The sequence below is a fragment of the Micrococcus sp. iso_26 genome (assembly GCF_056172975.1).
The window spans coordinates 238,969-255,052 of sequence record NZ_CM149652.1; the positions used below are offsets into that span (position 1 = coordinate 238,969).

The 16,084-nt window shown below is 74.1% G+C and carries 14 protein-coding genes; 6 read left to right on the forward strand and 8 right to left on the reverse strand.

Annotated features, from left to right (window positions below):
* Positions 1-88: 88 nt before the first annotated feature.
* Positions 89-985: an HAD family hydrolase gene (locus AC0VX0_RS01110; RefSeq protein ID WP_102708206.1), complete on the reverse strand. Its 897-nt coding sequence runs from the start codon at positions 983-985 to the stop codon at positions 89-91.
* Between the two features lie 114 nt (positions 986-1,099).
* On the opposite strand from AC0VX0_RS01110, the gene AC0VX0_RS01115 reads away from it, so the two are divergent.
* Entirely contained in the window at positions 1,100-2,032 is a 933-nt protein-coding gene (locus AC0VX0_RS01115; protein ID WP_145951206.1) for a tryptophan-rich sensory protein, read from the forward strand.
* A 150-nt stretch (positions 2,033-2,182) separates the two neighbouring features.
* Complete coding sequence (locus tag AC0VX0_RS01120) at positions 2,183-3,193, forward strand: thermonuclease family protein (RefSeq protein WP_122054945.1); 1,011 nt, start codon at positions 2,183-2,185, stop codon at positions 3,191-3,193.
* Positions 3,194-3,213: 20 nt separating this feature from the next.
* On the opposite strand, the gene AC0VX0_RS01125 is transcribed toward AC0VX0_RS01120, so the two are convergent.
* The 3 genes from AC0VX0_RS01125 to AC0VX0_RS01135 form a co-directional block, all read right to left on the reverse strand.
* Positions 3,214-4,311, reverse strand: coding sequence for a YihY/virulence factor BrkB family protein (locus AC0VX0_RS01125; RefSeq protein ID WP_223247500.1), 1,098 nt, complete (start codon positions 4,309-4,311; stop codon positions 3,214-3,216).
* A 107-nt stretch (positions 4,312-4,418) separates the two neighbouring features.
* Positions 4,419-5,837: an L-serine ammonia-lyase gene (locus AC0VX0_RS01130; RefSeq protein WP_119217569.1), complete on the reverse strand. Its 1,419-nt coding sequence runs from the start codon at positions 5,835-5,837 to the stop codon at positions 4,419-4,421.
* Between the two features lie 242 nt (positions 5,838-6,079).
* Positions 6,080-6,937 carry an NUDIX hydrolase gene (locus AC0VX0_RS01135; RefSeq protein WP_475451767.1) on the reverse strand — a complete coding sequence of 286 codons (858 nt, stop codon included), beginning with the start codon at positions 6,935-6,937 and terminating at the stop codon, positions 6,080-6,082.
* A gap of 179 nt (positions 6,938-7,116) precedes the next feature.
* On the opposite strand from AC0VX0_RS01135, the gene AC0VX0_RS01140 reads away from it, so the two are divergent.
* Genes AC0VX0_RS01140 through AC0VX0_RS01150 form a run of 3 tightly spaced genes read left to right on the forward strand, consistent with a single transcriptional unit; the run spans position 7,117 to position 10,692 of the window.
* Positions 7,117-7,899 (forward strand): electron transfer flavoprotein subunit beta/FixA family protein, encoded by a 783-nt coding sequence (locus tag AC0VX0_RS01140; protein ID WP_063189076.1) that lies wholly within the window; start codon positions 7,117-7,119, stop codon positions 7,897-7,899.
* Positions 7,896-8,933 carry an electron transfer flavoprotein subunit alpha/FixB family protein gene (locus tag AC0VX0_RS01145; RefSeq protein ID WP_063189078.1) on the forward strand — a complete coding sequence of 346 codons (1,038 nt, stop codon included), beginning with the start codon at positions 7,896-7,898 and terminating at the stop codon, positions 8,931-8,933. Before AC0VX0_RS01140 ends, AC0VX0_RS01145 begins: the two co-directional genes overlap by 4 nt.
* Before the next feature lie 52 nt (positions 8,934-8,985).
* Positions 8,986-10,692, forward strand: coding sequence for a cytochrome b/b6 domain-containing protein (locus AC0VX0_RS01150; RefSeq protein WP_240968585.1), 1,707 nt, complete (start codon positions 8,986-8,988; stop codon positions 10,690-10,692).
* A gap of 133 nt (positions 10,693-10,825) precedes the next feature.
* On the opposite strand, the gene AC0VX0_RS01155 is transcribed toward AC0VX0_RS01150, so the two are convergent.
* Positions 10,826-11,773, reverse strand: a complete 948-nt coding sequence (locus AC0VX0_RS01155) for a PaaI family thioesterase (RefSeq protein WP_119217946.1) — start codon at positions 11,771-11,773, stop codon at positions 10,826-10,828.
* Positions 11,774-11,938: 165 nt separating this feature from the next.
* Between AC0VX0_RS01155 and AC0VX0_RS01160 the strand changes: the two genes are divergently transcribed.
* The gene (locus tag AC0VX0_RS01160; protein WP_119217566.1) at positions 11,939-13,072 is read left to right on the forward strand and encodes an acyl-CoA dehydrogenase family protein; all 1,134 of its coding nucleotides are present in this window, start codon (positions 11,939-11,941) and stop codon (positions 13,070-13,072) included.
* Positions 13,073-13,159: 87 nt separating this feature from the next.
* Here AC0VX0_RS01160 and AC0VX0_RS01165 read toward each other — a convergent pair whose 3' ends face one another.
* From AC0VX0_RS01165 to mmsB, 3 genes are read right to left on the reverse strand one after another with little or no spacing between them, the layout of a single operon-like run.
* Positions 13,160-14,347, reverse strand: a complete 1,188-nt coding sequence (locus tag AC0VX0_RS01165) for an enoyl-CoA hydratase/isomerase family protein (protein ID WP_144861902.1) — start codon at positions 14,345-14,347, stop codon at positions 13,160-13,162.
* Entirely contained in the window at positions 14,344-15,141 is a 798-nt protein-coding gene (locus AC0VX0_RS01170; RefSeq protein ID WP_041102790.1) for an enoyl-CoA hydratase, read from the reverse strand. Before AC0VX0_RS01170 ends, AC0VX0_RS01165 begins: the two co-directional genes overlap by 4 nt.
* Positions 15,138-16,055 carry a 3-hydroxyisobutyrate dehydrogenase gene (gene mmsB / locus AC0VX0_RS01175; protein ID WP_144861904.1) on the reverse strand — a complete coding sequence of 306 codons (918 nt, stop codon included), beginning with the start codon at positions 16,053-16,055 and terminating at the stop codon, positions 15,138-15,140. The genes AC0VX0_RS01170 and mmsB overlap by 4 nt, the downstream gene beginning before the upstream one ends.
* Positions 16,056-16,084: the final 29 nt, after the last annotated feature.

Sequence of the window (16,084 nt, forward strand, 5' to 3'; positions counted from 1 at the left end):
CGGCAGGGGCGCCGCTTTGCCTTCCACGCTAGGGGTCGAGGTCCAGGCCCGGGGAGGGTCGGCCGCCCAGAGGGGGCGTCCGGCCTGGTCAGCGCAGCAGGTCGCGCTCGACCCAGCGCAGCAGGGACTCGCCCGCCCGCTCGTGGATGTCGTCGGCGTCGCCGATGCCGCGTTCGGCGAGGATCGCCGCCGTCACCACGCCGTAGGGCTTCTCGGGGACGCCGTCGGCGGGGCGCACGTCCATGTGCTCCACGGTGAGTCCGCGCTCGTGCAGCCGGTCGGCCATGGCGTAGTCGCTGCGCGAGTCGCCCGCGGTGAGCCAGCGTTCGGGCACCGGGGTGCCCGCCTCCGCCAGCAGGTCGAAGCAGCGCTCGACGCCCAGGTCCTTGCCGGAGGAGCGGTGCTCGACGTCCACCGAGATCACCGAGGGGGCCACGCGCACCTCCTCGGCGAGTCCGCGCTCGGCGAGCAGGCCCTCGACGCCCGCGGCGACGTCGTCGCGCACCCGCTCGTACTCCGTCTGGTCCGCGCCCACTGTCTTCTCGAGGGAGACCATGGCCAGCTTGGTGTGGTCCGTGAACTGCAGGTCCCCGGCGCGCTCATCGTTGAGGGCCCAGATTGCGTCACGGGTGTCCGCGTCGATGGCCATGTCCGGGTCGGTGCGGAGCCAGTCCGGGGCGGTGCCGTCCACGGTGACGTCGGGCAGGTCCCCGGAGGGCACCGCGGAGAACGGGAACCACACGGCGCCCTTCTCACAGACCGCGTGGAAGGGGGCGTCGTCTGGGAGGCCCGCGTCGCGCAGCGGGGCGATCACGCTGTGCAGGAGGAAGTCCGTGGAGCGGCCCGTGTTGAAGCCGACCGGCACCCCGCGCCGCGCGAGGCGGACGAGCACGTCGATGATCCCCTCCGGCACGGTCCGGGTCTCGGTGGAGGCCACGGGGCCGTCCACGTCCAGCAGGAGTCCGATCGGGGAGGGAGTGCGCATGCCCCCACCCTAGGCCGCGGTGGCCCGTGCCCGCGATGGGCCCGGCGGCTACGCTGACCCTGAGACCCGCCCCGCCCGGGGCGCACCCCCGACGATCACCCCACGGGAGCACCCATGAGCACCGCCACCGACCTCGGCCCGTCCCGCAGCCCCTTCGGCCCCGACGCCGCGGCGCGCGTCCCCAGCTCGGGGACGGGGCTGTCCTCGACGGGCGGCCGGGTGGCCATGCTCGTGGTCGTGATCCTCGCGGTCGTGGCCGCGTTCCTGGGCTCCGGCGTCGTCGGCGGCCTGACCCCCGTGGCCGAGGCCGCGGGCGGCTGGCTCGGCCCGGACGCCACCTGGGTGTCCCCGGCGACCCCCGCGTTCGGCATCTGGTCCGTGATCTACGCGGGCCTGTTCGCCTACGCCGTGTGGCAGTTCCTCCCCTCGGCCCAGTCCGCCCGTCACGACCGCCTGCGACCGTGGATCCTGGTCTCGGTGCTGCTCAACGCCGCGTGGATCTGGACGGTGCAGGCCGGGCTGCTGGGGCTGAGCGTCGTGGTGATCGCGCTGCTGCTGGCGTGCCTGGCGTGGATCCTGGTGCTCCTCGAATCCGTCCGCGCGCACAGCTGGGGTGAGCGGATCCTCCTGGACGGGGTGCAGGGCCTGCATCTGGGCTGGGTCTCGATCGCCGCCGTGGCGAACCTGGCCGCGTGGCTGGCCTCGACCGGCGTCGTCGGCGATCCGGGGCAGTCGTCCCTCTGGGCGAAGGTGATGCTCGTGGTGGCCGTGCTGATCGGTGCGTTCACGGCCGTGTACAACGGCGGCCGCCCGGCTCCGGCGTTCGCGCTCGCGTGGGGTCTGGTGTGGATCGGCGTCGGCCGCGCGGACGGCACGGGGCTGCTCTCGGGCAGCCTCGCCCTCCTGGCGTGGGGCGGCGCGGCGATCGTCCTGCTGTGCTGGCTGGCCGCGCTGCTGCTCTCCCGCCGGTCCGCGACGGGCGAGGCCCGCGACCTCGTCCTCGACGCCCTCGACGGCGGCGGCGACCCCATCGACGGCCGCCGCTGACCCCCGTCGTCGTTGACGGAACGGGGGACGAGGCTGTTGTGACGTGCAGCAACCCCTGTGCCTCCCACATGCGATGATGTGGTGATCCGAAGGCCCCGCCTCACGGCGGGGCCTTCGTCATGTCCCCGTCCCTTCCCCTCCAGGATCCTCGTGCCCCTTGCCCGTCTGCGCGCGGCGCTCCCCGCGGCCGCACTGTCTCTGCTCCTGCTCACCGGCTGCACCGCCACCGACGACGGCGTCACCCCGGAGAGCGCCGCCGACACCTCCGCGTCGGTCAGCACGATGCCGACGACGCCCACCCCGTCCGTCGACGCGGCCGCGACGAGTCGCGCCGCTGCGTCGTCGCTGGCCGCCTCATCCTCCGCCGCGCAGAGCTCGCGCGCCGCAGCGTCGTCCTCGAGCGGGGCCGCCGAGTCGCGTGCCGCACGTGCCGCGGAGGAGTCGCGTACTGCTGAAGGCTCCCGCAGTGCCGAGCCGGCGGCGCCCGCCGCCCCGGCCGACGTCGAGGGAGACGTGGTCACGGTCGAGTCGATCTCGGACGGCGACACGCTCCGCGTGACCCTCGGCGAGGTGTCCACGCGGGTGCGCCTGCTCAACATCGACACCCCCGAGACCCGTCACCCCTCGAAGCCGGTCGAGTGCATGGGCCCGGAGGCGACGGCGGCGCTGAAGTCGATGATCAGCCCCGGCGACACGGTGGTGCTGCGGTACGACCGCCGGCTCTACGACCGCTATGACCGCCTCCTCGCCGGCGTGTACGCCGACGGCGTCCTGGTCAACGCCGAGATGGCCCGCCTGGGCTATGGCGAGCCGGCGGTCTTCGACGGCAACGACCGTTTCCTGCCCGAGGTCGAGGCGGCGTGGGAGCAGGCCCGGGCGAACGGCGTCGGCAGGTTCTCCGGGGAGTGCGGCGCCGCGGCAGAGCCCATCCCGGAGGCGGCCCCGGCCCCCGCCCCGGAGGCGGCCCCCGCGTCCGGCGACGCGGGGCCGGTGCGCGGAGCCGACTCCGTGTGCCCGGACTCCCACCCGGTCAAGGCCAACGACAACTCGGGCATCTACCACATGCCCGGTCAGCAGCACTACGGCAAGACCAACGCGCGCAACTGCTACGCCTCCGCCGCCGCGGCCCAGGCGGACGGCTACCGGGCGGCCCGGCGCTGAGGGCCCCGCGTCGGGTGCGGTCAGCGGCCCTCGTGGACCGCCCGCAGCTCGTAGCCGCGCTCCTCCACGGCCGTCTGCTTCTCGGCGCGCTTCTCCACCCCGGCCACGTCCTTCGGGGGCAGCTGCACCCGAGCCTCGGCGGGCAGGCCGGCCTCGAGCTGGCGGGCACGCTCCACCTCGGCGTCGACCTCCAGGCCGAGCAGCAGCACGATGTTGAAGATCCACAGGGCGAACAGCAGCGCCATGATCGTGCCGATCGCGCCGTACGCCGAGTAGCCGGCGAACTGCGTGAAGTACACGGACAGGGCCACCGCGGCCAGCACCATGCCCACCAGCGCCACGATGTTGCCGGGGCCGAAGAGGTGGAAGCGCGGCTTCTGGACGTTCGGGGTGGTGTAGTACAGGGTCGCGATCAGCAGCAGCAGGATCAGGACGACGACGGGCCACTTCACCCACGCCCACACCGGCAGGAACGTGTCCGAGAGGAAGTTCACCACGCCGGTCATGCCGAGCGGGCCGGCGATCGGCTGGAGGAAGCCGTCCACGAGTGAGCGGTTCAGCGCCAGCGAGATCAGCACGACCACGATGCCCACGATCAGGATGAGCGTGGTGAGCAGGTTGGTCAGCGTCAGCTTCACCAGGCCGCGGCCCTCCTCGTAGCCGTACACCGTGTTGGCCGAGCGATTGAACGCCTTCACGTACGCGGAGGCGGACCACAGGGCGGTCGCGATGCCGATGACGAGGGCGATGATCCCGCCGCCTGAGGCGGCCGAGTCGCTCATGGTGGTCACCAGGTTCGTGACGAGCGCCTGGTAGTCGCTCGGGACCAGACCGGTCAGCTGCCCCAGCAGATCGTCGATGGCTCCGCGGTTGGAGGCGAGCACGAGGGACAGGATGGAGAACACGGCCAGCAGCGAGGGGGCCAGCGAGAGCACCAGGTAGTAGGTGAGCTTCGCGGCCAGGTCGGTGCCGCCGTCGTTGCCGAACTCCTTGAGCGCGCGCGTGAGCGCGTACTTCCAGCCGGCGCCGTCGAGCTTCACCCCCTTGAGCCGCTCGGCACGCTGGTCGGGATCGATCTTCGCGGCCTCCAGGGTCGCGTCCACAGGATGAATGGCCACGTCGGTCCTCTCGCGCTCGGGGGCAGGGGGCGGATCGGGCCCCACGGTAGCGGACGGGTGCCCCGTCCGTCCCGACCGGAGCGGCGCTGGGCCGCGGACCCAGGCGATCAGCACTCGATGACGTTCACGGCCAGGCCGCCGCGCGAGGTCTCCTTGTACTTGGACTTCATGTCCGCGCCGGTGTCGCGCATGGTCTTGATGGCCTGGTCCAGGGTCACCCGGTGCGAGCCGTCCCCGAGCAGCGCCAGCCGGGCCGCGTTGATGGCCTTCACCGACGCGATCGCGTTGCGTTCGATGCACGGCACCTGGACCAGGCCGCCCACGGGGTCGCACGTCAGCCCGAGGTTGTGCTCGATCCCGATCTCGGCCGCGTTCTCCACCTGGTCCACGGTGCCACCGAGCACGGCGCACAGCGCGCCCGCCGCCATGGAGCAGGCCGAGCCGACCTCGCCCTGGCAGCCGACCTCGGCGCCGGAGATGGAGGCGTTGCGCTTGTACAGGATGCCGATCGCCGCCGCGGTGAGCAGGAACTCGACCACCTTGTCGTCCCGCTCCTGCTGAGTGGCGCCCTCGGGGAGCACGAAGCGCATGTAGTAGAGCATGACGGCCGGGATGATGCCCGCGGCGCCGTTCGTGGGCGCGGTGACGATGCGCCCGCCCGAGGCGTTCTCCTCGTTCACCGCGAGCGCGAAGAGGTTGACCCACTCCATGGCCCACATGGGGTCGGTGCGGTCGGTGGTCTGCAGCAGGTGCTCCCGCAGCGCGGGGGCCCGACGGCGGACCTGCAGTCCGCCGGGCAGGATCGGCTCGGTGCGGGACACGCCGTTGTGGACGCATTCCTCCATGACGGCCCAGATGGCCAGCAGCCGGGTGCGCAGCTCGTCGAGGTCGTGCCGGGTGGCCTCGTTGGCGAGCATGAGCTCCGCGATGCTCAGGCCCGCCTCGTGGCAGCGGGCGGCGAGCTCGGCGCCCGTGGAGAAGGGGTACGGTTCGCCGGTGTCGCCGTCGTCGGTGCGGTTGACGTCCTTGGTGGCGTCCAGCTCGGCCTCGAGCTCGTCCGAGGTGACCACGAAGCCGCCGCCCACCGAGTAGTAGTCGCGGGTGTGAAGCTGTTCGCCGGCGTCGTCGTAGGCGGTCAGACGCATGCCGTTCGGATGCCCGGGCAGGGACTCGCGCATGTGCAGCGTCAGGTCGCCCTGCCGGTCGAAGGCGATCTCGTGGCGCCCGTCCAGGGGCAGTCGGCCGCCCGTGACGATCTCCTCCACGAGCCCGGTGCAGGCGTCCGGGTCGATGGTCTCGGGGTCCTGGCCGGCCAGGCCAAGCAGCACCGCGGTGTCCGAGCCGTGGCCCACGCCGGTGGCCGCCAGCGAGCCGAACAGCTCGGCGTGCACGCGGGCGGTGCGCTCGAGGACGCCGTGCTGGCCCATGCTGTCCGTGAAGCGGCGGGCAGCACGCATGGGCCCCACGGTGTGGGACGAGGACGGGCCGATGCCGATCGAGAACAGGTCGAGGACGCTGAGCGCCATGCAGTGCTCCTAGGGTGCGAGCGGGACGCGCGGCGGCCGGGGGTGCGGGCCGGACGCGCGGAGCCGGGAGATCCAGTGCAGACCAGACTAGGGGCACGGGGCCCTGCAGGCCATGGGGTCGCGGCTCGCGGTCCGCGCTGCTCTCCGGCCCGTCACCCACCGCACGGCCCGGAGCCGGGAGCGCTCAGAGGATGTTGTCCTTGGACTCCTCCACCTGCGCGGCCGCGCGGAACGCCATCAGGTCACGCAGAATACTCGTCCGCGTGGGGGAACACGGGCCCCTGCCCGGCCACGAGCATGACCCCCTCGAGGGGCTCGAACCGGGAGCGGCCCGCGTGGATGTCCTCGCCGGCGTCGACCAGGGTGCGCAGCTGCCACCATGTGGGGGCCATTAGGTTGACCTCGCCGGCCCGGAAGCGGCGCAGCAGCTCGGCGGGGGACGCCCAGCCGTGGCTGGCCGCCTCGGAGGACATCCGCTCGGGGGACTGGCCATGCGGCAGGTGGACGGCGAAGAAGAACGTGTCGTAGCGGCGCGGGCCCCCGTGCGGGGTGATCCACCGGGACCACGGCACGAGCGCGCCGGCGTCGGGGCGCAGCCCCTCGCGGTCGAGCAGCTCCCCGAAGTCCACCTCGTGGCGCTCGACGGCGTCGCGCAGCTCGTCGGGGAACGCGGCCACCCGGGCCGGGTCCACGGGAGTGCCGGTGACGGCGTCCCGGGCCAGGAGCACTCCGGTCTCCTCGAACGTCTCGCGGACGGCGGCGGCCAGCACGCGGCCGGCGCCCTCGGCGGGGTCGAGCTCCGTGAGGGTGCCGTGGGCGTCCACGGGCTCGTGCGGCAGCCCGAGGCGCCGGCCCCAGTCGGCCAGATCCGTGCCCTCCCACAGCCGGTCCGGCAGGTCGTCCGCGGGGTCCACACGGCCGCCGGGGAAGGCCGTGGCGTGGGCGCTGAAGGCCATGGTCCCGGCGCGGCGGACGGTGAACACCGAGGTCTCGCCGCCGGCCCCGGGCCGGACCAGCACGAGGGAGGAGGCGGGCACCGCCGGGACCCGGGGCCGGTCCTCGGCGGCCGGCGGGGCGGTGGGCGGGGCGGCGGGGCTCACGGTGCCTCCTCGGTTCGGGCGATCATGGTCCGGACGCACGGGCCGACGACGGCGGCCCCGGCCGCTCCCGCGCGCGGGTCATGCGGCCCGGACGTGCGCGGACCCGTAGTCTGTAGCGTAAGTCACCGTGCTCGGGGCGGAGGCCCCGGGGCGAGACCGCGACCCAAGGAGGAGAGGCCGTGAAGATCCTGGTGCTGGCCAAGCAGGTGCCGGACACGTGGCAGGAGCGTGAGCTGAGCCTGGAGACCGGCTGGGTGGTGCGCGACGGCGCGGCCGAGCCCGTGCCGGACGAGATCAGCGAGCGCGTCATGGAGGTCGCCCTGGGCTGGCGGGACGCCGGCGCGGACATCGAGGTCGTGGCCCTGACGGTGGGCCCCGAGGACTCCTCGAAGACCCTGCGCAAGATGCTGGCCATGGGCGCGGACTCCGCCGTGCAGATCACCGACGACGCACTCGTCGGCTCGGACGCCGTGCAGACAGCTCGCGTGATCGCCGCGGCCGTCGAGAAGGAGGGCGCCGACCTCGTGCTCGCCGGCACGCTGTCCACGGACGGCGGCACCGGCGTGGTGCCCGCCATGGTCGCCGAGCTCCTGGAGCGGCCCTACCTGCCGCACGCCGAGGCCCCCGAGCTGGCCGACGGCGAGCTGACCGGCACCGTGGCGACCTCGGACGCGGACGTGCGCGCCGCCGTCGCCCTGCCCGCCGTGGCGGGCCTGACGGAGAAGACCGCGGAGCCGCGGTTCCCGAACTTCAAGAACATCATGGCGGCCAAGAAGAAGCCGCTCACCGTGCTGTCCCTGGCCGACCTCGGCATCGCCGCGGGCCCGGCCGAGGCCGCCTACCGCTCCGTGATGGTCTCGGCGGACACGCGTCCCGAGCGTGCCGCGGGCGAGAAGGTTACCGACGACGGCACCGCCGCCGAGCGGCTGGTGGAGTTCCTCGCGGGTCGGGGGCTCGTGTGAGCGCGAACGTGGAGGAGACCGAGATGACGACGCAGACCGACGCCGCGAACAGCGGCCAGACCGTGCTGGTGCACGCCGAGATCGGCGCGGACGGAGCGCTCCGCCCGATCGTGGCCGAGCTCCTCGGCGCCGCCGCCACCGTGGGCGTGCCCGAGGCCGTCCTCGTGACCGGCGCGGAGGGCAGGGACGCCGCCGTCGCCCGTCTGGGGGAGTACGGCGCCACGCGCGTCCACGTCCTCGTGGCCGACGACGCCGCCACCACCCTGGGCGACGCCGCCGTGCAGGCCCTCGCCGCCGCGACCGCCCGCACCGCGCCCGTGGCCGTGCTGCTCTCCGGCAGCCCCGAGTCCCGCGCGGTGGCCGGCCGCCTGTCCGTCCGCGCCCGCGGCCCCGTCTGCGCGGATGCCGTGGGGCTGCGCTGGGCCGACGACGAGGTCATCGCCCGCCACTCCGTGTTCGGAGGCGACTACCTCAGCGAGTCCACCGGCGAGGGCGGCCCCCGGATCATCACCGTGCGCCCCGGCGCCGTCGCGGACCGGGCCCCGGCCGTCGAGGCGCCCGAGGTCGTGGAGCTGGCCGCCGCCGAGCTCGGCCCGGTGACCGCCGGCGCCCGGGTGCTCGAGGTGAACGCCCGCACGCAGAACTCCGCCCGTCCGCCCCTGCGCGGCGCGAAGACCGTCGTCGCCGGCGGTCGCGGCGTGGGCTCCGAGGAGGGCTTCGCGATCGTCGAGCAGCTCGCCGACGAGCTCGGCGCCGCCGTGGGCGCCTCGCGTGCCGCCGTCGACTCCGGCTACACCGCGGCCGAGCGCCAGGTGGGCCAGACCGGCGTGATCGTGTCCCCGAACCTGTACATCGCCCTCGGCATCTCCGGCGCCATCCAGCACCTGGCCGGCATGAAGACCGCCAAGACCATCGTGGCGATCGACAAGAACGAGGACGCCGAGATCTTCGAGCACGCCGACTTCGGCGTGGTCGGGGACATCTTCCAGGTGGTCCCGCAGGTCATCGAGCAGCTGCGCACCCGCCGCGGCTGAACCGGTGCGGGCGCGGTCCGCTGCGGACCGCGCCCCTCGGACGAGGAGAAGCATGCCCAAGCAGCGAATGGCCGGCTACGTCCCCCTGAAGGGCGCCCCGGCCGAGACCGAGCCCGCCCCCGCCCCGGCGCAGGACACCACGACGGCGGCCCCCGCCTCGGCCGCGGCCGCCGTCCCGGTGGCGCCGACCGCGCCGACGTCGGGCCTCACGCCCCTGTCCGCGCGACGCCGCATGGCCGGGTACGTCCCGTTCGCCCGCGAGGCCGAGTGGCTCGGCGGCGCCCCCGCCCCGGCCGCGGGATCGATCCCGGCCGCCGCCCCGGCGCGGTCCGTCGCGCCCGAGCCGATCGCCGCCTCGGCGTCCCCGACGCGGGCCCCCGCACCCGCGGAGACCGAGCCCGTCGTGCCGGACGTGGCGGCCGTCGTCGCCTCCGCGACCGGTGCGCCGGCCGCGGCCGGGGTGGGCGCTCCCGTGGAGTCCGACCTCGTGCCGCTCGCGAAGCGGCGACGCATGGCCGGGTACGTGCCGTTCGCCCGGGAGGGGGAGTGGTTCACCGAGCTCGCCGCCGTGGGCGGCCCCACCGCGCCGGAGATGGTGGCGCAGGAGGTCGTCGCCGAGCCGGCCACCGCCGAGCCCGCCGCCGCGGAGCCGGCCGATGCGGAACCGGCCGATGCGGAACCGGCCGTCGCCGCCCCCGTGGCCGCGGCGCCGGCTGCGGAGCCGGCTCCCACCGCGCCGGACACCCGTTCGGCCCCGCCGGCCTCCACCGCGCAGCCGCCCCGGGCCGTCCCCGGGGCCGCCACCGGCACGCCCGCTCGGGCCGCGGAGACGGACGCCGCCGAATCCGCCGCCCCGTCCCGCCTGCGCAAGGCGCTGCCGGCGGTGGCCGGCGTCGTCGTGCTGGCGCTGCTCGCAGTGCTGGCCGGACGCTGGCTGCGGAGCCTCGACCCGGTGGCGGACTTCATCGCGACCTACGACGGGCACCCGGTCCTGCCCGAGGGCACCCCCGAGGGGATGCCCTGGTGGATGGGCTGGCAGCACTTCCTGAACATGTTCCTGATGGTGCTGATCATCCGGACGGGCCTGCAGATCCGTCACGAGACGCGGCCTCCGGCCAACTTCACTCCGACGAAGGACGGCCTGTTCTCCGCGCGGGGCAACACCCCGAAGAAGTTCTCGCTCACCATCTGGACGCACCAGGCCCTCGACGCGCTGTGGCTGCTCAACGGCGTGATCTTCGTGGTGCTGCTGATCGTCACCGGCCACTGGGCGCGGATCGTGCCCACGGACCCGCACGTGTTCCAGCACGCCCTGTCCGCCGGCATCCAGTACCTGTCCCTGGACTGGCCCACGGAGAACGGCTGGGTGCACTACAACGCGCTGCAGATGCTCTCCTACGCGCTGGTGGTGTTCGTGGCCGCCCCGCTCGCCGCCCTCACGGGCTGGCGCATGTCCTCGTGGTTCCCCACGGAGGCCAAGGGACTGAACAAGGCGTTCCCCATGGAAGTGGCCCGCAAGGTGCACTTCCCGGTGATGGTCTTCTTCGTGGCGTTCATCGTGGTGCACGTGTTCCTCGTGGCCTTCACGGGCCTGCTGACGAACCTGAACCACATGTACACCTCGCGCGGCGGGGCCACCGACGCGTGGGGCCTCGTGGTGTTCCTCGTGAGCGTGGCGGTCACCGCCGCCGCGTGGTTCTTCCTGAAGCCCGCCTTCACGGCCCCCGTGGCCTCCCGGTTCGGCACCGTGGGCCGCTGAGCCGGCCGCACGACGACGGCCCCTCCTCCTCCCGGGACTTTCGAACGTGATGTCGGGGGAATGAGCGCTTTCGAACGTGAGATAGGCCCTTTCTCACGTTCGAAAGCGCTCGGGTGCTCGGGCGGGCGGGGCGTCAGCTCCGGGCAGCGCGGAAGGTGACCTGCACCTGGACCATCGGCTTGTCGGCCACGGGGACGCCGTCGGCGCCGACCGGCACGAGGTCCACCTCCACGAGGCGCAGGGACCGGCCGGCGTGTCGCACCCGTGTGAGGGCGACCATCTCGCCATGCCCCGGGCGCACGAACACCACGTGCACGGCCTGGACGTCGTAGCGCACGCGGTCCGGCATGGCCGCCTGCGCGGCGATGACCGCCCGCAGCGTCATGGCCCCGCCGTGGACCGCGCCCGACGGGTTGGCCAGCTCCGGCTTCGGGGCGAAGCGGGCGCCCGCGCTCGCCGCCGCGGCGACGGCGGGGCGCGTGTCCGGATCGGCCGTCGGCAGCGACTCGGGGCGGGCGGCGAGCAGCTCCGGCATGGGCACACGGGTCTCGGCCCCGCGGGGCAGCCGTCCGGCGGCGACGAACTCGGCCATCCGCTCCGGCGCTCCGGCGGGCACCGACTGGAACCAGCCGGTCGCCTCGACCACGCGACGCCCGTCCGCGTCCTCGAGCCACGCGCGGGCCACGCCGCCGCCGGCATCCCAGGCCAGCGGGCGGGTCCAGCACTCCAGCAGCGGGCCGTCCTCGTCCCCGGCCGTGACCGCCGCCGCGTCGAAGGCGGGCAGCGGGCCGAGCACGTTGACCTGCAGCTCGGTGGTGACCACGGTCTCGATGTCCCGTGCCGCGTGGTGCACGGCCACCGCGGTGGCGTTGTCCATGATCACGGTGGCCGCCGCGCCGGTGGGCCGGCCGTCCAGGTCGAGGCACCACGGGCCGACCTCGAACGCGGCCGGGTTGAGGGCGCCGTCCCGCTCGGTCATCAGCGCGTGGCGGCGGATGCCGAACAGCTGTTCCGTGCGGCCGGAGGGGTGGGAGCGGGGGCCGGTGGGCGAGTCCGCGGTGGGGCTGGTGGTGGTCTGCACGGGGAGCACGCTAGCCCACGGCCCGGCGGCGACACGGCTGATCATTGGATGTCCTATTATCATGGTGACGACAGTCACACCCTGTCGCCGCCCGCAGTGTCACCCCCGCACCACCCCGTCGTGGACCGCCCGCCCGGCCGGCCCGAGTCCCAGGAGGACGAACCCATGTTCCCCATCACCGACGACCAGAAGGCCCTGGTCGACGCCGTCCGCGACTTCACCGAGCAGCGCGTCGCCCCGCACGCCCTCGACTGGGACGCCGAGAAGCACTTCCCGGTGGACGTCCTCGCCGAGGCCGGCGAGCTCGGCCTGGGCGGCATCTACGTGGGGGAGGAGCACGGCGGCACCGGCCTGGAGCGCACGGACGCGATCCTGATCTTCGAGGAGCTCGCCAAGGCGGACCCGGCCTTCGCCGCCTACATCTCCATCCACAACATGGTCGCCTGGATGATCGACTCCTTCGGCAGCGACGAGCAGCGCGCCCGCTGGATCCCCGACCTCGCGGGCATGGAGCACCTGGCCAGCTACTGCCTCACCGAGCCCGGCGCCGGCTCGGACGCGGCCGCGCTGAAGACCCGCGCCGTCCGCGACGGCGACCACTACGTCCTCAACGGCGTCAAGCAGTTCATCTCCGGCGCCGGCGCGTCCGACTGCTACGTGGTGATGTGCCGCACCGCGGACACGGGCGCCCGGGGGATCTCCGCCGTCGTGGTCCACAAGGACACCCCCGGCCTGTCCTTCGGCCCCAACGAGAAGAAGATGGGCTGGCACACCCAGCCCACGCGCCAGGTGATCTTCGAGGACGTCCGCGTGCCCGTGGCCGGCCGCCTCGGCGAGGAGGGCGACGGCTTCCGCATCGCCATGAAGGGCCTCAACGGCGGCCGCCTGAACATCGGCGCCTGCTCCATCGGCGGCGGCCTGGCCGCCCTGGACAAGGCCACCCGGTACCTCAAGGAGCGCAGCGCGTTCGGCGAGCCGCTCACCACCAAGCAGGCCCTCGTCTTCGAGCTCGCGGGCATGTCCGTGAAGCTGGAGACCGCCCACACGATGCTCATGCGCGCCGCGGACGCCCTGGACCGCAACGACCCGGACACCGTGCGCCTGTGCGCCATGGCCAAGCTCGTGGCCACCGAACACGGCTACGAGGCCGCCGACACCGCCCTGCAGCTGCACGGCGGCTACGGCTACCTGCACGAATACGGCGTGGAGAAGCTCGTCCGGGACCTGCGCGTGCACCGGATCCTGGAGGGCTCCAACGAGATCATGCGCATGATCGTGGGTCGCGGCCTGATCGGCTGAGACCGGGGGCCCGCCCGGTCGCCCCCCACAGCACGGCGCCCCGCGGCCACCACACGGGACCACGGGGCGCCGTCCGTCGGGGCGGGCTCAGCCGAGCTCGAGCGGGTCCACCCCGGGCACGGGCTCGAAGTGCCCGGCCACGTCCTCGGCCGAGACGTCCTCGAGCCGGGCCGGACTCCACGTCGGATCCTTGTCCTTGTCCACGAGCAGCGCGCGGATGCCCTCGGCCATGTCCGGCTCGCGCATCAGGTGGGTGCCGATCGTGAACTCCTGGCGCAGCGCGTCGGCCACGGCCAGGTCCGCTCCGCGCGCGGCCAGCCGGCGCTGGGCCTCGTGGGCCACGGCGACGGCGGTCGGGGACTTGGTGCGGATGGCCTCGGCGGCCTGCCCCGCGGCCTCGGCGTGCTCCCCGCCCGCGGCGGCGCGCTCGTCCAGGGCGGCGAGGACCTCGGCGGCCGTCTCCCGGCCGTAGGCGTCCTCGATCCACTCCCGGCCGGCCACCAGCGCGGAGGCGGGCCGTCCGTCCTCGGCCACCGCGAACCGGGCCAGCACCCCGTCGGCGGCGGCGAAGGCGGCCTCGTCGCGCGCGCCCCCGCCCTCGGCCGGGCCGAGGGCGCCGAACGCCGCGGCGAGGGCCTGCTCGAGCTCGTCCAGCCGGGCGGACTCCACGAAGACGTCCGCCAGGCCCAGGGCCACCGCGTCGGACCCGGAGGCGTGCGCCGAGGTCGCGGCCAGGTGCCGGCCCGCCTGGAAGGGTGCGCGGGCGAGGTGGAACGAGCCGCCGACGTCGGGGGTGAACCCGATCGCCGTCTCGGGCATGCCGGCGCGCGTCCGCTCGGTGGCCACACGGTGCGAGCCGTGCGCGGACACGCCCATGCCGCCGCCCAGGACGACGCCGTCCATGAAGGCCACGTACGGCTTGGGGTAGGCGGCGATGCGCTCGTTCATCGCGTACTCGTCGCGGAAGAACTCCTCGGCCTCCGCGAACCGCCCGGCCAGGAGCGAGGAACGCAGGGAGACGACGTCGCCGCCCGCGCACAGCCCCTTCTCCCCGGCGCCGCGGATCAGCACGCCGCGCACGGCGGGGTCCGCGGCCCAGTCGGTCAGGGCCGCGTCGATCGCCCGGACCATGTCCTGCGTCAGCGCGTTCAGGGCGCGCGGACGGTTCAGCGTGATGCGGCCGAGGCCGTCGCGGACCTCGAGGAGCACCTCGTCCGCCGCGCCGTCCTGCCCAGCCGCGGGGGCCGTCGTCGCCGTGGTCTGCGCGTCGCTCATCGGTGCTGCCACCCCGCCTCGCGCTTGGCCGCGAAGGCGTCCATGCCCTCCTTCTGGTCCGCCGTGGCGAACGCGGCGTGGAACACGCGGCGCTCGAAGGCGATGCCCTGGGCGAGCGTGGTCTCGAACGCGGCGTTGACGGCCTCCTTGGCCATCCAGGAGGCCGGCTTGGACTTGGACGCGATGGTCGCGGCCACCTCCAGCGCCTCCTCGAGGGCATTCTCGTCGGCCACCACGCGGGAGACGAGTCCGATGCGCTCGGCCTCCTCCGCCCCGATCATGCGGCCGGTGAGGATCATGTCCATGGCCTTCGCCTTGCCCACGGCGCGGGTCAGGCGCTGGGAGCCGCCCATGCCGGGGATGACGCCGAGGTTGATCTCGGGCTGGCCGAACTTCGCGCCCTCGCCGGCCACGAGCACATCGGCCATCATGGCCAGCTCGCAGCCGCCGCCGAGGGCGTAGCCGGTCACGCACGCCACGATGGGGGTGCGGGCACGGGTGAGCCCGTCCCAGCCGGCGAACCAGTCGGCCGCGTACATCTCGGAGAACTCCTTGGTGGCCATCTCCTTGATGTCCGCGCCGGCGGCGAACGCCTTGGGGGAGCCGGAGAGCAGGATCGCCCCGATCTCCGGGTCGGTGTCCAGCTCCTGCACCGCCGCGACGACGGCACGCATCGTCGCCTCGTTCAGCGCATTCAGGGCCTTCGGCCGGTTCAGGCGGATGTGGCCGACCCGGCCCTGCCGCTCCACGATGATCGGCGACTCGGCGCCGTCCGGGGTGGTCTGCTCGCTCATGCCTCGCTCCTGTCCGTGTGTGATGCTCGGATGTCCTCGATGATGCCGGAAAAGTCGCGGGCGGCGCCTTCTCCGGCGGCGTACTCGGCGTATTTGGCCTGCGCGAGGCGGCCCAGGTCGGCCGCCACGCCCTGCTCGTCCAGGGCCGCGAGCGCGAGCCCGAGGTCCTTGGCCATCAGGGCGCCGGCGAAGCCGGGCTGGAAGTCCCGGTTCGCGGGGGAGCCGGGGACGGGGCCGGGCACCGGGCAGTTGGTGGTCAGGGACCAGCACTGCCCGGAGGCCTTGCTCATCACGTCGTACAGGGCCTGGTGCTGCAGGCCCAGGCGCTCGCCCAGGACGAAGGCCTCGGCGACGGCGATCTGCGTGACCCCCAGCACCATGTTGTTGCAGATCTTCGCGGCCTGGCCCAGGCCGGCGGCCCCGCAGTGCACGATCCGCGCGCCCATGACCTCGAGCAGCGGCAGCACCTCGGCGTACACCTCGTCCGAGGCGCCCACCATGAAGGCGAGGGTGCCGGCCTCGGCGCCCACCTGGCCGCCCGAGACCGGCGCGTCGGCCGCCCGCATGCCCGCCGCCTCCGCCGCCGCGGCCGCCTCGCGGGCCTCGGCGACGTCGATGGTCGAGCAGTCCAGGAACACGGTGCCGGGGCGGGCGGCGGCGAGCAGGCCGCCGTCGCCGTCCTCACCCCGGTAGACGTCCAGCACCAGGCGTCCGTGGGGGAGCATGGTCAGCACGACGTCGGCCTCCGCGGCCGCCGCGGCCGTGTCCGTGACGGTCTCGACGCCGGCCGCGCGGGCCTTCTCGAGGGCCTCGGGGACGAGGTCGAAGCCGAGCACGCGGTGACCCGCGGCGCCGAGGTTGGCGGCCATGGGGCCGCCCATGTGGCCGAGGCCGAGGAACAGAACGGTGGTCATGGGGTCCTCCTGGTCAGGACGGGCTGCGG

Bases quoted from the DNA above. Each gene is read 5' to 3' on its own strand.
- AC0VX0_RS01165 (WP_144861902.1), bottom strand. From the start codon at position 14,347: ATGAGCGACGCGCAGACCACGGCGACGACGGCCCCCGCGGCTGGGCAG.
- AC0VX0_RS01110 (WP_102708206.1), bottom strand. From the start codon at position 985: ATGCGCACTCCCTCCCCGATCGGACTCCTGCTGGACGTGGACGGCCCC.
- AC0VX0_RS01170 (WP_041102790.1), bottom strand. From the start codon at position 15,141: ATGAGCGAGCAGACCACCCCGGACGGCGCCGAGTCGCCGATCATCGTG.
- AC0VX0_RS01130 (WP_119217569.1), bottom strand. From the start codon at position 5,837: ATGGCGCTCAGCGTCCTCGACCTGTTCTCGATCGGCATCGGCCCGTCC.
- mmsB (WP_144861904.1), bottom strand. From the start codon at position 16,055: ATGACCACCGTTCTGTTCCTCGGCCTCGGCCACATGGGCGGCCCCATG.
- AC0VX0_RS01160 (WP_119217566.1), top strand. From the start codon at position 11,939: ATGTTCCCCATCACCGACGACCAGAAGGCCCTGGTCGACGCCGTCCGC.
- AC0VX0_RS01115 (WP_145951206.1), top strand. From the start codon at position 1,100: ATGAGCACCGCCACCGACCTCGGCCCGTCCCGCAGCCCCTTCGGCCCC.
- AC0VX0_RS01150 (WP_240968585.1), top strand. From the start codon at position 8,986: ATGCCCAAGCAGCGAATGGCCGGCTACGTCCCCCTGAAGGGCGCCCCG.